The sequence below is a fragment of the Streptomyces sp. NPDC087422 genome (genome assembly GCF_044744145.1).
In the GTDB taxonomy this organism is placed as follows: domain Bacteria; phylum Actinomycetota; class Actinomycetes; order Streptomycetales; family Streptomycetaceae; genus Actinacidiphila.
Genome location: NZ_JBIUXT010000010.1, coordinates 257921 through 271882 on the forward strand (window position 1 = coordinate 257921; position 13962 = coordinate 271882).

At 73.4% G+C, this 13962-nt stretch carries 16 protein-coding genes; 12 read left to right on the forward strand and 4 right to left on the reverse strand.

Features of this window, described 5'->3' with window-relative positions; genetic code table 11:
• Positions 1 to 6 precede the first annotated feature (6 nt).
• Both ACIO6U_RS28660 and ACIO6U_RS28665 read right to left on the reverse strand, forming a co-directional pair.
• Positions 7 to 375, reverse strand: coding sequence for a VOC family protein (locus tag ACIO6U_RS28660; protein WP_401723450.1), 369 nt, complete (start codon positions 373 to 375; stop codon positions 7 to 9).
• A gap of 27 nt (positions 376 to 402) precedes the next feature.
• Positions 403 to 1176, reverse strand: coding sequence for an oxidoreductase (locus tag ACIO6U_RS28665; RefSeq protein ID WP_401723453.1), 774 nt, complete (start codon positions 1174 to 1176; stop codon positions 403 to 405).
• A gap of 78 nt (positions 1177 to 1254) precedes the next feature.
• On the opposite strand from ACIO6U_RS28665, the gene ACIO6U_RS28670 reads away from it, so the two are divergent.
• The 5 genes from ACIO6U_RS28670 (at position 1255) to ACIO6U_RS28690 (ending at position 5742) form a co-directional block, all read left to right on the forward strand.
• Positions 1255 to 1815: a TetR/AcrR family transcriptional regulator gene (locus tag ACIO6U_RS28670; protein WP_401723457.1), complete on the forward strand. Its 561-nt coding sequence runs from the start codon at positions 1255 to 1257 to the stop codon at positions 1813 to 1815.
• A gap of 403 nt (positions 1816 to 2218) precedes the next feature.
• The gene (gene alr / locus ACIO6U_RS28675; RefSeq protein ID WP_401723460.1) at positions 2219 to 3400 is read left to right on the forward strand and encodes an alanine racemase; all 1182 of its coding nucleotides are present in this window, start codon (positions 2219 to 2221) and stop codon (positions 3398 to 3400) included.
• 147 nt (positions 3401 to 3547) lie between these two features.
• Entirely contained in the window at positions 3548 to 4771 is a 1224-nt protein-coding gene (locus ACIO6U_RS28680) for an alpha/beta fold hydrolase (protein WP_401723463.1), read from the forward strand.
• An 11-nt stretch (positions 4772 to 4782) separates the two neighbouring features.
• Positions 4783 to 5382, forward strand: a complete 600-nt coding sequence (gene tsaE, locus ACIO6U_RS28685) for a tRNA (adenosine(37)-N6)-threonylcarbamoyltransferase complex ATPase subunit type 1 TsaE (protein WP_391163421.1) — start codon at positions 4783 to 4785, stop codon at positions 5380 to 5382.
• A 150-nt stretch (positions 5383 to 5532) separates the two neighbouring features.
• A complete protein-coding gene (locus tag ACIO6U_RS28690) occupies positions 5533 to 5742 on the forward strand; it encodes a hypothetical protein (RefSeq protein WP_355336784.1) in 210 nt (69 codons plus the stop codon).
• A gap of 148 nt (positions 5743 to 5890) precedes the next feature.
• Here the strand turns inward: ACIO6U_RS28690 and ACIO6U_RS28695 are convergent, their stop codons facing one another.
• Positions 5891 to 6442 carry a hypothetical protein gene (locus ACIO6U_RS28695; protein WP_355336785.1) on the reverse strand — a complete coding sequence of 184 codons (552 nt, stop codon included), beginning with the start codon at positions 6440 to 6442 and terminating at the stop codon, positions 5891 to 5893.
• Between the two features lie 101 nt (positions 6443 to 6543).
• Here ACIO6U_RS28695 and tsaB point away from each other — a divergent pair, with 101 nt between their 5' ends.
• From tsaB to ACIO6U_RS28720, 5 genes are read left to right on the forward strand one after another with little or no spacing between them, the layout of a single operon-like run.
• Complete coding sequence (gene tsaB / locus ACIO6U_RS28700) at positions 6544 to 7209, forward strand: tRNA (adenosine(37)-N6)-threonylcarbamoyltransferase complex dimerization subunit type 1 TsaB (RefSeq protein ID WP_355336786.1); 666 nt, start codon at positions 6544 to 6546, stop codon at positions 7207 to 7209.
• A 44-nt stretch (positions 7210 to 7253) separates the two neighbouring features.
• Entirely contained in the window at positions 7254 to 7781 is a 528-nt protein-coding gene (gene rimI / locus ACIO6U_RS28705) for a ribosomal protein S18-alanine N-acetyltransferase (RefSeq protein ID WP_355337193.1), read from the forward strand.
• 5 nt (positions 7782 to 7786) lie between these two features.
• Entirely contained in the window at positions 7787 to 8944 is a 1158-nt protein-coding gene (gene tsaD / locus ACIO6U_RS28710; protein ID WP_401723469.1) for a tRNA (adenosine(37)-N6)-threonylcarbamoyltransferase complex transferase subunit TsaD, read from the forward strand.
• Positions 8941 to 9213, forward strand: a complete 273-nt coding sequence (locus tag ACIO6U_RS28715) for a hypothetical protein (RefSeq protein WP_391050434.1) — start codon at positions 8941 to 8943, stop codon at positions 9211 to 9213. Before tsaD ends, ACIO6U_RS28715 begins: the two co-directional genes overlap by 4 nt.
• Positions 9214 to 9232: 19 nt before the next feature.
• Positions 9233 to 10165, forward strand: a complete 933-nt coding sequence (locus ACIO6U_RS28720; protein ID WP_401723472.1) for a polysaccharide deacetylase family protein — start codon at positions 9233 to 9235, stop codon at positions 10163 to 10165.
• Here the strand turns inward: ACIO6U_RS28720 and ACIO6U_RS28725 are convergent.
• On the reverse strand, positions 10156 to 11421 hold the full coding sequence (locus ACIO6U_RS28725) for a THUMP-like domain-containing protein (RefSeq protein WP_391163416.1): 1266 nt from the start codon (positions 11419 to 11421) through the stop codon (positions 10156 to 10158). The genes ACIO6U_RS28720 and ACIO6U_RS28725 overlap by 10 nt on opposite strands.
• Before the next feature lie 231 nt (positions 11422 to 11652).
• Here ACIO6U_RS28725 and groES point away from each other — a divergent pair, with 231 nt between their 5' ends.
• Together groES and groL are read left to right on the forward strand one after the other, a co-directional pair.
• A complete protein-coding gene (gene groES / locus ACIO6U_RS28730; protein WP_093740451.1) occupies positions 11653 to 11961 on the forward strand; it encodes a co-chaperone GroES in 309 nt (102 codons plus the stop codon).
• A 136-nt stretch (positions 11962 to 12097) separates the two neighbouring features.
• Complete coding sequence (gene groL, locus ACIO6U_RS28735; RefSeq protein WP_355336791.1) at positions 12098 to 13723, forward strand: chaperonin GroEL; 1626 nt, start codon at positions 12098 to 12100, stop codon at positions 13721 to 13723.
• Positions 13724 to 13962: the final 239 nt, after the last annotated feature.

Genomic DNA, 13962 nt, shown 5'->3' on the forward strand with positions numbered 1-13962 from the left:
CGGGGGTCAGGCCGGGCGAACGCAGAAGTGGTGCCCGGCCGGACTGGCGTAGACCCGGGCGCCCTCGCGGTCGGCGGGGCCGACATCGCCGGTCGGCCGCAGTCGGCGCCCGCCCGCCGCGAGCACCCGCGTGTCGGCGCTCTCCATGTCGTCCGTCGCGAGGTCGAAGTGCATCTGCTGGGAGGTCCCGTCGGGCCACCGGGGCATGACATGCCCCGGAACCCGCTGGACCACGAGCACGGGGAATCCGTCGCTGCGCAGGAAGTGGTGCGTGGCCGTCCGGGTGACCGAGCCGCCGAGCAGGCGGTGCCAGAACGCGCCTTCGCTCTCCGGGTCCGCGGCGTCCACGATCAGTGACGTCAGGCTGAAGGTCACGGTGTCTCTCCTCGGAATCGCTGGGGCTCAGACGGTGGGGATGATGCCGCCGTCGACCCTGAACTGGGCCCCGGTGAGCCATTTGGCGCGGCCGGACGCGAGGAACGCGATCATCTCGGCGACGTCCTCGGGTTCGCCGGGCCGTCCCATCGGCAGCTTCAGGTGCTCCACGATCCGCTGCGTGACGTCGTCGACGCCGATGCCCTCACTGTCGGCCATCCGCCGGAGGTGGTCGGCGGCTCCCTCGGTGACGACGAAGCCCGGCAGCACGCACACCACGCGTACGCCGTGGCCGCCCACCGCCGTCGCCAGTTCGCGGCTGTAGGCGTTGAGCGCCGCCTTCGACGCGGCGTACGACGCCTCGGCGGGCTGGGGGAGGTGGCTGGCGATGGACGAGACGTGCACCACGACGCCCGAGCCGCGCTCGACCATCCCCGGAACCAACGCCCGGTCGAGCCGGACCGCGCTGAGCAGATTCATCTCCAGGTCGGCGAGCCACGACGCGTCGGACCGCTCCAGAGTCGGCATCGGCCCGGTCGCGGCTCCCGCGTTGTCCACCAGGACGTCAACGCCTCCGACGCTGTCCAGCACGCGCTGCCCCAGTTCCCGCACCCCCTCCTCGGACCGCAGGTCGGCCGGGATGAAGGCGGCGTCCAGGTCGTCCGGCGGCGCGGTGCGCGAGGCCGTCAGCACCGTGGCGCCCGCGGCGGCGAAGCGGCGGGCTGTCGCCTCCCCGAGCCCTCGGCTGCCGCCGGTCACCAGCACACGCAGGCCGTCAAGCCCCTCGTTCTCGATCGTCACGGACGTTCTCCCCAGTAAAGTGAACCCGACTCCGGAAACTGTACACAAGCGGAGTCCGATTCACCTTATGGAGGACTGTTGCCGTCACCACGCCCGTTGCGCGCCGACGCCCGCCGCAACCGCGACGCGCTCCTCGCCGCCGCGCGCGAAGCGCTCCTCTCCGACGACGACGCCCACGTCGAGGAGATCGCCCGCCGTGCCGGTGTGGCCGTCGGCACGCTGTACCGCCACTTCGACACCCGCGAAGCCCTTGTCGCCGACGTGTACCGCCAAGAGGTCGCCGACCTCTGCGCGGCCCCCTCCCGGCTGCTCGCCCAGCACGCCCCCGACGAAGCCCTGCGCGCCTTCCTCCTGCTGCTCGTGGAGCACGCGGCGGTCGGCCGCGGCATGGGCGAAGTGCTGGAGAGCATCATGGCGACCGACTCGCCCGTCTTCGACGACACCCGCGCCGAGATGGCCCGTGCCCTGGACCACCTCCTCACCGTCGGCGCCGCCGCCGGCCTTATCCGCGAGGACGTCAGCGGCCGCCTCCTCCTCCGCGCCCTCGGCGGCATCTGCGGCCTGCGCTCCGAAGGCTGGCAGGACGACGCCGTACGCATCGCCTCACTCCTCTACAACGGCCTCCGCCTCCCCACCTAGCGCCTGTCCGGCGAATCACGAACGGCCTCCTTCGACCCTGCCCCGCTCCGCCACCACAGCCCACCGTCGGCCGCCGACGCACCCGTGCCCACCCACCCCCCTCCGCCACCCCCACCGGACAGGCGGACGCCGACGTACCCGTGCCCACCCACCCCCCTCCGCCACCCCCACCGGACAGGCGGACGCCGACGTACCGGGAGGGGACGGGCCGGGGTGCCCCCGCAGGGGGACGAACGGAAAGGGGCTGGACGTTTTCGAAGTGGGTGCACGTTCGTCGCCCGAGGAGGTGCCCCGGACCGGCACCGACCCAGGCACAGGCGGCACCCGCAGACGAAGAAAGCACCCGCACGGGTGGGCGGGCGGGAAAGACACGCCCAGCACCCGACCTGAGACACTGACCGCAATGGACGAGAAGCGGATGCGCGGCTGGGCACAAGTGGACCTGACCGCGCTGCGAGCAAACGTGAGAGCGCTGCGCGCAAAGGCACCCACGGCCGCGTTCATGGCCGTCGTGAAGGCCGACGCCTACGGCCACGGAATGGTCCCGTGCGCCAAGGCGGCCGTCGAGGCCGGAGCGACCTGGCTCGGCGTGGCCACCCCCGAGGAAGCCCTGACCCTGCGGGCAGCGGGCCTGAAGGCCCGCACCCTGTGCTGGCTGTGGACCCCCGGAGGGCCCTGGCGGGAGTGCGTCGAAGCCGACATCGACGTGACGGTGAGCGCGATGTGGGCGCTCCGCGAAGCCACGGCGGCGGCCGAGGCGGCCGGCCGCCCGGCCAGAGTGCAGCTCAAGATCGACGCGGGCCTCGGCCGCAACGGCGCCCAGCCCGCCCAGTGGCCCGAACTGGTCGCACGGGCCCGCGCGGCCGAGCGCGACGGCCTCATCCGGGTGACAGGAGTGTGGGCGCACTTCAGCTGCGCCGACGAACCGGGCCACCCCTCCATCGAGCGGGAGCTGAACGTCTTCAAGGAGGCCCTGGCGCAGGCCGAGGCGGCGGGCCTCACCCCCGAGGTGCGGCACCTCGCGAATTCGCCGGGCACCCTGACGCTCCCGGAAGCGCACTTCGACCTGGTGCGGCCGGGCGTGGCGATGTACGGCATCTCGCCGGTGCCCGAGATCGGCGGTTCCGCGGACTTCGGGCTGCGGCCGGTGATGACGGTCGTCGGCCGCCTGGCGTCGGTGAAGCGGGTGCCGGGCGGGCACGGGGTGAGCTACGGGCACAAGTACGTGACGCCGGGCGAGACGACGTTGGCGCTGGTGCCGCTGGGCTACGCGGACGGCGTGCCGCGGCACGCCTCGGGCACGGGCCCGGTGCTGGTCGCGGGCAAGTGGCGGACGGTCGCGGGCCGGGTCGCGATGGACCAGTTCGTGGTGGACCTCGGCGGCGACGCGGCCGAGCCCGGCGACGAGGCGGTGCTGTTCGGCCCCGGCGACCAGGGCGAGCCGACCGCCGAGGACTGGGCACGGGCGTGCGGCACGATCGCGTACGAGATCGTCACCCGCATCGGCGCGCGGGTCCCGCGGGTATACGTGGGGGAAGGCGCCGGTCCCGGCGCAGGCGCCAGCGACGGCGCGCCGTGCCCGTAGGCGTGACCGGCCCCCTGGTCTCGGCGGGCGAGACCACAGGCGGCAGCGACGACGCCCCGTGTCCCACGGCGTGATCGGCGCGCGGGTCCCGCGGGTATACGTGGGGGAAGGCGCCGGTCCCGGCGCAGGCGACAGCGATGGAGCACCGTGCCAGAAGGCGTGAAGTGGGAGAAGGCAGGGCTGGTCGGCGCGGCGATCGGGGTGGTCGCGGCGGGCGCGGCCGCGGGCGTGGCGATCGAGCGGGTGACCGTCGGCCGCGGGATGCGCCGTCGCGCCCGGCTGGCGCTGGACTCGGCGGGCCCGTACGGAACGCTGCGCGGACAGCCCGGCACGGTCGCGGCGGAGGACGGCACGGAGCTGTACTACGAGACCGAGGACGTCGCGCCGCCCGAGCCCGAGCCGCAGACACCGCCCTCGCGCCGCAGCCGCGGCTGGCTGCGCCGCCGCGCCGAGGCGCCGCAGCCGGTGACGGTGGTGTTCTCGCACGGGTACTGCCTGAACCAGGACTCCTGGCACTTCCAGCGGGCGGCGCTGCGCGGCACCGTACGGGCGGTGTACTGGGACCAGCGCAGTCACGGCCGCAGCGAGCGCGGCCGGGACCAAGTGGCGGGCGGGCCCGCCACCATCGACCAGCTGGGCCGCGACCTGAAGGCGGTGCTGGACGCGGCGGTGCCCGAGGGCCCGGTGGTGCTGGTCGGGCACTCGATGGGCGGGATGACGGTGATGGCGTTCGCCGACCAGTTCCCCGAGTACGTCGAGGAGCGGGTCGTCGGCGTCGCGTTCGTCTCGACGTCGGCGGGGAAGCTGGCCGCGGTGACGCTGGGGCTGCCCGCCGCGGGCGCGCGGGCGTTCCGGGCGCTGGCGCCCGCGGTGCTGCGGGCGCTGGGCAGCCAGGCGGATCTGGTCGAGCGGGGGCGGCAGGCCACCGCCGACCTGTTCGCGGGGATCATCAAGCGGTACTCGTTCGGCTCCGACGTGGACCCGGCGGTCGGCCGGTTCGCCGAGCGGCTGATCGAGTCGACGCCGATCGACGTGGTCGCCGAGTTCTATCCGGCGTTCACCGACCACGACAAGGGCGACGCGCTGTCGGTGCTCGACGGGTTGCCCGGTCTCGTACTGGCGGGGGACAAGGACCTGTTGACGCCGAGCGCGCACAGTACGGAGATCGCCGAGAAGCTGCCGGACGCCGAACTGGTGATCGTGGAGGGCGCGGGGCACCTGGTCATCATGGAGCGCCCCGAGGTGGTGAACGCGGCGCTCGCGCTGCTGATCGCGCAGGCCGCGGACTCGGTGCGCGCACCGGTCCCGCAGGTGCTGCGCGACCTGGCGGCGGTGCGGGCGTCGACCCGTACGACGGCCGCCGACGCGTAACATTCGCGTTCATGGCCACACCGCACGATGCCACGCCGCCGCACGAGACCGCCGCGCAGAACGCCGCCGAGCACGAGGCGGTGCGGCGCGGCGCGACACCGCACGAACCGGGCTCCGTGGGGATCACCGTCCCCACCCCCGACCTGATGCGCGACCTGGGCCGCCGCCTGGCCGCGCTGCTCGCCCCCGGCGACCTGGTGCTGCTCAGCGGCGAGCTGGGCGCGGGCAAGACCACGCTGGCCCGCGGCCTCGGCGAGGGTCTGGGCGTACGCGGCGCCGTCACCTCCCCGACCTTCGTGATCGCCCGCGTCCACCCCTCCCTGACCGCGGGTCCCGCGCTGGTGCACGTGGACGCGTACCGCCTGGGCGGCGGCCTGGACGAGATGGAGGACCTGGACCTCGACGTGTCGCTCCCCGAGTCCGTGGTCGTCGTGGAGTGGGGCGACGGCAAGGTCGAGGAGCTGTCGGAGGCGCGGCTCCAGGTCGTCATCGCCCGTACGGTCGGCGGCCCGGCGGACGGGGACGGCGAGGGCGACGACGTACGCGAGGTGACCGTCACCGGCGTCGGCCCGCGCTGGACCGGCCAGGACCTCACCGCGCTGCGCGCCTGACCCTCGCTCCGATCCCCCGTTCGGCCCCCGCTCCGCCCTCCGTTCCGACAGGCTGTCGGCAAGATGTTGCGCGAGGGCGGCCGGGCGTGGTCTGCTGGTTGCGGGTACCTGGTTAGGGCGCCCTAACTACGTCTCTTCGGGGAGGCGCACATGCCGGCCCAGATCCGGACCCAGGACACGCGGGACCCGCGGCGGGACACCCCGCCGCCCAACGTCGGCGCCCTGCTGGCCGCCGGAGCCGCGGCCCGCACACTGTCGACCCCGCCGGACGACGGCGAGGAGCCCGCGCCGGCGGACCCGCCGGTCACCACGGCGACGGGCAGGACGACGGACGCGCCGGAGGCAGAAACCGGCGCGTGAGACGCGCGGCTACTCCACAGGGCGGCTACTTCACGACGCGGCTACTCCGCGCGGCTACTCCGCGCGGCTACTCCGCGCGGCTACTCCGCGCGGCTACTCCGCGCGGCTACTCCGCGCGGCTACTCCGCGACGCGCCTACTCCGCGTGCCTACTTCACGACGAAAACACTGCTGCCGATCGTCGCGATCTGCCACAGCGCCGTGCCGTCGAGCCGCGTCTCGCGGATCGCCGCCGTCTGCTTCGAGGGATCAGGCTTCGCCAGCGACCCGTCCGCGGCCGCGCTGAAGCCGACGTTTATCCCGTCGGTCGTCGCGAAGAGCACCACGTGCTCGACCTGGGCGCCGTCGCCTCCTATGCCGGAGGCGCGCCGCGAGAAGACGCGGTGTATCCCCACGCTCGGCGCCACATTGCCCGCGACCACCGCGTAGGTGCGGTCGACCTTCTCCGCGTCACCGACCAGCCACACCCGCTTGGCGGAGATGCTGTAGACCACGCGCCTGCCGGTGCCGGAGGCGGCGGGCAGCGGATACGTCTTCGGCGTCGGCTTGGTGCTGGGCGACTTCACGGCCGAGGTGGAGGGCCTGGCCTGCGGCGGCTGGTCGGGCGCGGAGCCCGCCGCCTGCGCGGCGAGCACGGCGATGACGACCAGGGCAGCCGCAGTGAGCCCCGAGACCAGGGTGCTCGACTTGATCCGCGCCACGGTTGTCCTCCGGATGGGGTTCGCACATGCTCCCGGTTGACGGTAGCAGCCGCGCCGCCCGCGGCCACGACCGTACGGGCGCGCGCCGTACCCTTGGGGACGTGCTGCTGCTTGCCTTCGATACCGCCACACCCGCCGTCACCGCCGCCCTGCACGACGGGGAGCGGGTCCTCGCCGAGTCGACCGTCGTCGACGCGCGCCGGCACGGCGAGTTGCTGATGCCCGCGATCGACCGGGTCCTGGTCGCCGCCGACCGTACGCTCGCCCACGTCACCGGCGTCGTGGTCGGCGTCGGCCCGGGACCGTACACCGGGCTGCGCGTCGGCCTGGTGACGGCCGCGTCCTTCGGGGACGCGCTGGGCGTCCCCGTGCACGGCGTGTGCACCCTGGACGGGCTGGCCTGGGCCGCGGGCGCGGCCGGGCTCGACGGGCCGTTCACCGTGGCCACCGACGCCCGCCGCAAAGAGGTGTACTGGGCGCGCTACGACGACCCGCGGCACCGCGCCACCGAGCCCGCCGTGGACCGCCCGGCCGACATCGCGGACGCGGTACGCGGCCTGCCGTCGGTCGGCGCGGGCGCCGCGCTGTACCCGGAGGTCTTCACCGACCGCCGTCAGGGCACCGAGGACCAGTCGGCGGGCGCGCTCGCGGCGCTGGCCGCGTACCGGCTGGCCGCTGACGAGCCCTTCGACCCGCCGCTGCCGCTGTACCTGCGGCGGCCGGACGCGCAGGTGCCCGCCGGGTACAAGGCGGTACTGCCGAAGTGACCGGGGCCGCTCACGGGAGCGCCACCGCCGTGACGCTGCGCGAGATGCGCTGGTGGGACCTGGACGCCGTACTGGCCCTGGAACACGACCTGTTCCCCGAGGACGCCTGGTCGCGCGCGATGTTCTGGTCGGAGCTGGCCGACGCCCGGCACCCGGCCGCGACCCGCTTCTACGTGGTCGCGCAGGACGCCGGGGGACGGCTCGTCGGCTACGCGGGGCTCGCCGCCATCGCCGGAACGGGTGATGTGCAGACCATCGCCGCCGCCCGCGACCACTGGGGCACCGGGCTCGGCGCCCGGCTTCTCACCACACTGCTGCGCGCCGCCACCGACGCCGAGTGCCACGAGGTGCTGCTGGAGGTACGGGTCGACAACACCCGCGCCCAGCGGCTCTACCAGCGCTTCGGCTTCGAGCCGATCGGCTTCCGCAAGGGCTACTACCAGCCGGGCAACGTGGACGCCCTCGTCATGCGGCTCGCCGACCCGGCCGCCACCCCCGTCGCCCCCGCCGCCTTCGCGCAGACCGACGAAACCGACCCGGCCGCCCCGCCTCCCACCCGTACAGGAAACTGAGATCCATGGCTGACGAACCCCTTGTCCTCGGCATCGAGACCTCGTGCGACGAGACCGGCGTCGGCATCGTGCGCGGCCACACGCTGCTGGCCGACGCGGTCGCCTCCAGCGTCGACGAGCACGCCCGGTACGGCGGTGTGGTCCCCGAAGTGGCCAGCCGCGCGCACCTGGAGGCGATGGTCCCCACCATCCAGCGCGCGCTGAAGGACGCCGGGGTCGCCGCGAGCGACCTGGACGGCATCGCGGTCACGGCGGGCCCCGGGCTCGCGGGCGCGCTGCTGGTCGGGGTGTCGGCGGCGAAGGCGTACGCGTACGCGCTCGGCAAGCCGCTGTACGGCGTCAACCACCTGGCCTCGCACATCTGCGTGGACCAGCTCGAACACGGCGCGCTGCCCGAGCCGACGATGGCGCTGCTGGTGTCCGGCGGGCACTCGTCGCTGCTGCTCGCGCCCGACATCACCAGCGACGTACGGCCGTTGGGCGCGACCATCGACGACGCGGCGGGCGAGGCGTTCGACAAGGTCGCCAGGGTGCTGGGGCTCGGCTTCCCCGGCGGCCCGGCGATCGACCGGCACGCCCGCGAGGGCGACCCCGGGGCCATCGCCTTCCCGCGCGGCCTGACCGGCGGGCGCGACCCGGTCTACGACTTCTCCTTCTCCGGCCTGAAGACCGCCGTGGCGCGCTGGGTCGAGGCCCGGCGCAGGGACGGCCAGGACGTGCCGATCGCCGATGTGGCCGCGTCCTTCCAGGAGGCCGTGGTGGACGTGCTGACCCGCAAGGCGATCCGCGCCTGCCGGGACAACGGCGTCGACCACCTGATGATCGGCGGCGGTGTCGCCGCCAACTCCCGCCTGCGGTCACTGGCGTTGGAGCGCTGCGAGGACGCGGGCATCCGGCTGCGGGTGCCGCGCCCCGGCCTGTGCACCGACAACGGCGCGATGGTCGCGGCCCTCGGCGCCGAGATGGTCGCGCGCGGCCGGGCCTCCTCCACCCTCGACCTGCCCGCCGACTCCTCGCTGCCGGTCACGGAGGTGTCGGTGCCCGGCCACACCCACCCCGGCCCGCACGGCCACGGACACCCGCACGCACACGACCACGGGCCGGGCCACGCGCACGACCACGACCATGTGCACGAGCTGAGCAAGGACAACCTGTACGGATGACCGTCACGCTGATGTGGGAGGCCGCCGCCGCAGAAGGCCGCGGCCCCGACCTCCTCGACTGGGCCAGGAAGCAGGCCCGTACGCTCCCCGGCACGCCGACCCGCCGCGAATTCCTCACCGCGCCCGACGACCGGGTGCTCATCCTCACGTGGTGGGACGCGCCCTACGACGCCGTACTGCCGGAACTGCCCGACCCGGACGGGACGTTGGTGCGCCGCCAGGTGCACCGCTGGCGCTTCACCTCGGTGTCGGTGGAACCCGGCGCCTGAAAGTCGCATCAGCCAGGGTGTGCACCACGATCCCCTGACCCCCGTCCCCACCCGCGCCCGTCGCCGCCCCGGCGGTCGCCCGGGCCGTACCGGCAGCAGGGCCGCTCTCCCGCTGCTGGCGGCGGCCTGCCTGCTGCTCGTCGCGGGCTGCTCGGGCAGCACCTCGACGTCCGCCTCGACGCCCGGCCCGTCCGCGCCGACGGGCACGGCCACGAGCGCGGGCGGCACCGGGAAGCCCACCACGCCGGCCGGCTCCGCGCAGGCCGAGCGCGCCGCCGCCTTCCGCAAGTGGGGCATACCCGTGCTCGCGGACCCGCCCCCGCCGCCCGCGGTGAAGCCGGTCAAGACCGGCAAGGGGCTGCTGCCGGTGGTCAGCGACGTCCCGACGACGCGGAAGATCGTCTTCGTCACCTTCGACGACGGCGCGGAGAAGGACCCGAAGTTCGTGCGGATGATGCAGGACCTGAAGATCCCCTTCACCATGTTCCTGACGAACGCGATCATCCAGAACGACTACGGCTTCTTCAAACCGCTCCAGGCGCTGGGCAACTCGATCGAGAACCACACCCTGACCCACCCCAACCTGAACACCGAGTCGCTCGCCGCGCAGAAGCACGAGATCTGCGGCCAGCAGACGAAACTCACCCACGAGTACGGCACCGCGCCCGGCCTCTTCCGCCCGCCCTACGGCAACCACAACGCCGCCACCAAGGAGGCCGTGCGGTCCTGCGGGGGCCTGCGCGCGATCATCCTGTGGCGCGAGTCGATGCAGATCAAGAAGGTGCAGTTCCAGCGGCCCGACCACACGTTCCACCCCGGCGACATCATCCTGGCGCACTTCCGCGGGCCCAGTGAGCTCAAGGGCGAGTCGATGACGAAGATGACCGCGAACATGCTCCGGCAGATCGCCCAACAGGGCTTCACCGTGGCCCGGTTGGAGGACTACGTCTGAGAGGTCCCGGTCACCGGCCGCCCGAGCAGCATCGAGGGCGCGCCCGCCACCCGGGTCAGGAACACGGTCGCCGCGTGCGGCCCCCGCGGCTTGACCCGGCGCCGCACCTCCTCGGGCTCCACCGCCGACCCGCGCTTCTTCACCGTCAGCACGCCGACCTCGCGCTCCCGCAGCAGCGCCTTGAGCCGCTTCAGCCCGAACGGCAGCACATCGCCGATCTCGTACGCCGTCGCGTACGGCGTCGGCCGCAGCTCGTCCGCCGTCACGTACGCGATGGTCTCGTCGATCAGGCCGCCGTCCAGCGGGGCCGCCGCCTCCGCCACCAGATGCGCGCGGATCACCGCGCCGTCCGGCTCGTACAGATACCGGCCGACCGGGCGGACCTCCGGGTCGGGCAGCGGCGCCGCCGTGCGCAGACTGGCCCCGCCGGGCAGCAGCGTGGCGCGTACGGCGCCGGGCTCGGTGCCGAACCACAGCGCCGCCTCCTTCACGTCACCGCGGTCCGAGACCCACTCCGCCTCGGCCTCCGGCGGCACCGCCTCGTGCGGAATGCCGGGCGCGACCTTCACCGCGGCGAACGGCACCGCACGGGCCGCGGCCAACGCCCAGGACAGCGGCGGCGCGTACGCCTCGGGGTCGAAGGTCCGTCCGCCCGTCGCCCGGCCGCCACCCCTCATCGACGTGCCGCGCGCGGCCCCGCCCGGTCCGCCGGTCCGGCGCGCCGGGTCCACGAACACCGCGTCGAACCCGGCGGTGTCCACCTCCGTCACGTCCGCGCAGCGCACCTCGATCAGGTCGGCCAGGCCCAGCGCCGCCGCGTTCGCCCGCGCCGCCGCGCACGCCAGCGGGTCCCGGTCCACGGCCAGCACCTCGATCCCGGCCCGCGCCAGCGCGAGGGCGTCCCCGCCGATGCCCCCGCACAGATCCGCCAGCCGCCGCACGCCGAGCGCCCTGAAGCGCTCCGCGCGGTGCGTCGCGACACTCTTCCGGGTGGACTGCTCCACGCCGTTCGGCGTGAAGTACATCCGGTACGCGTCCTCCTCGCCGAATTTCGCCACGGCCCGCTGCCGCAGCCGCGCCTGCCCCAGCGCCGCCGACACCAGCCCGGCGTCGTACGTGCGCCGCAGCCGGGTGGCCGCCGCCAGCTCGTCGGCGGGGCTGTGCTCCCGCAACTCCGCGAGCAGCGCCTGTCCGTCGCCGGACAGCAGCCCGGCAAATCCTTGGAGGTCCACCCGGCCATTGTCCCCGCCCGCCATGCGCCGGACGACGGGGCCTGGTACCCCCGAGGGGTACCCCTTTGGAGGGCGTCGCCTGGCACTCCGCTTGACCGAGTGCTAAGCGCGTCCTAGTCTCGGTTCTGGCACTCGGCACCGCTGAGTGCCAGCACTCAGCGACGGGCAGGTCCGGCACCCGCGACGACGGGCCTACCAGGTCGCCGACCCAGACAGACACTCTTCCGTGAGCCCTTTGAAGGGGGAGGTCGGATCGTGACGACCGCCAGCACCAAGGTTGCCATCAAGCCGCTCGAGGACCGCATCGTGGTCCAGCCGCTGGATGCCGAGCAGACCACGGCCTCCGGCCTGGTCATCCCGGACACCGCCAAGGAGAAGCCCCAGGAGGGCGTCGTCCTGGCCGTCGGTCCGGGCCGCTTCGAGGACGGCAACCGCCTGCCGCTCGACGTCTCCGTGGGCGACGTCGTGCTCTACAGCAAGTACGGCGGCACCGAGGTGAAGTACAACGGCGAGGAGTACCTCGTCCTCTCGGCTCGCGACGTCCTCGCGATCGTCGAGAAGTAAGCACCGCTTTTACCGCAGCAGTGATCCCGCCCCGGGTTTCCGCGTCCTACGGACCGGGCGCCCGGGGTGGTTTCGTTGCCTGCTCCTGCCGTCCTTGACGACGTGATTTGACGAGTAGACGAGGTAGTTCACAGGCATGGCCAAGACCCTGAAGTTCGACGAGGACGCCCGTCGCGCCCTTGAGCGCGGCGTCAACAAGCTCGCCGACACCGTGAAGGTGACGATCGGTCCCAAGGGCCGCAACGTCGTCATCGACAAGAAGTTCGGCGCCCCCACCATCACCAACGACGGCGTGACCATCGCCCGTGAGGTGGAGCTGGAGGACGCCTACGAGAACCTGGGCGCCCAGCTCGTCAAGGAGGTGGCGACCAAGACCAACGACATCGCGGGTGACGGCACCACCACCGCGACCGTGCTGGCCCAGGCCCTGGTCCGCGAGGGCCTGCGCAACGTGGCCGCGGGCGCCTCCCCGGCCGCCCTGAAGAAGGGCATCGACGCCGCCGTCAAGGCCGTGTCCGAGGAGCTGCTCGCCACCGCCCGCGCGATCGAGGGCAAGGAGGACATCGCCGCCGTCGCCGCGCTGTCCGCGCAGGACAAGCAGGTCGGCGACCTGATCGCCGAGGCGATGGACAAGGTCGGCAAGGACGGTGTCATCACCGTCGAGGAGTCCAACACCTTCGGCCTGGAGCTGGACTTCACCGAGGGCATGGCGTTCGACAAGGGCTACCTGTCGCCGTACTTCGTCACCGACCAGGAGCGGATGGAAGCGGTCCTCGACGACCCCTACGTCCTCATCCACCAGGGCAAGATCTCCTCGATCCAGGACCTGCTGCCGCTGCTGGAGAAGGTCATCCAGTCCGGCGCGTCCAAGCCGCTGCTGATCATCGCCGAGGACGTCGAGGGCGAGGCCCTGTCGACCCTGGTGGTCAACAAGATCCGCGGCACGTTCAACGCCGTCGCCGTCAAGGCGCCCGGCTTCGGTGACCGCCGCAAGGCCATGCTGGGCGACATCGCGACGCTGACCGGCGCCACGGTCATCGCCGAGGAGGTCGGCCTCAAGCTCGACCAGGCCGGTCTCGACCTGCTCGGCACCGCCCGCCGCATCACCGTCACCAAGGACGACACCACGATCGTCGACGGCGCCGGTGACAAGGCCGAGATCGAGGGCCGCGTCAACCAGATCAAGGCCGAGATCGGCACCACCGACTCGGACTGGGACCGCGAGAAGCTCCAGGAGCGCCTGGCCAAGCTCGCCGGCGGCGTCTGCGTCATCAAGGTCGGCGCGGCCACCGAGGTCGAGCTCAAGGAGAAGAAGCACCGTCTGGAGGACGCCATCTCCGCGACCCGCGCCGCGGTCGAGGAAGGCATCGTCTCCGGTGGCGGCTCCGCGCTCGTCCACGCCGTCAAGGTCCTGGAGGGCAACCTCGGCAAGACCGGTGACGAGGCGACCGGTGTCGCCGTCGTCCGCCGCGCCGCCGTCGAGCCGCTGCGCTGGATCGCCGAGAACGCCGGTCTCGAGGGCTACGTCATCACCGCCAAGGTGGCCGAGCTGGAGAAGAACCACGGCTTCAACGCCGCCTCCGGTGAGTACGGCGACCTCGTCAAGGCCGGCGTCATCGACCCGGTCAAGGTCACGCGCTCCGCGCTGGAGAACGCGGCCTCGATCGCGTCGCTGCTGCTGACGACGGAGACGCTGGTCGTGGAGAAGAAGGAAGAGGAGCCCGCTGACGCGGGGCACGGTGGGCACGGTCACTCCCACTGAGTGACGTCCGTCGGTTCCACCGGGGCGGGCCCCGCCCCCCCCCCCGGGGGGCGGGGGCGCCCCCCCTGACCCCCCCCCCCCCCCCCCCCCCCCCCCCCCCCCGCCCCCCCCCCCGGCCCCCCCCCCCCCCCCCCCGGGGCGCCCCCACCCTCCCGACCACCCCGCAAACCTGACAAAGGAGACAGCACTCATGGCGACCCGCCCCGCTTGGCCCGCGGACACGACGACGACCGGCACGG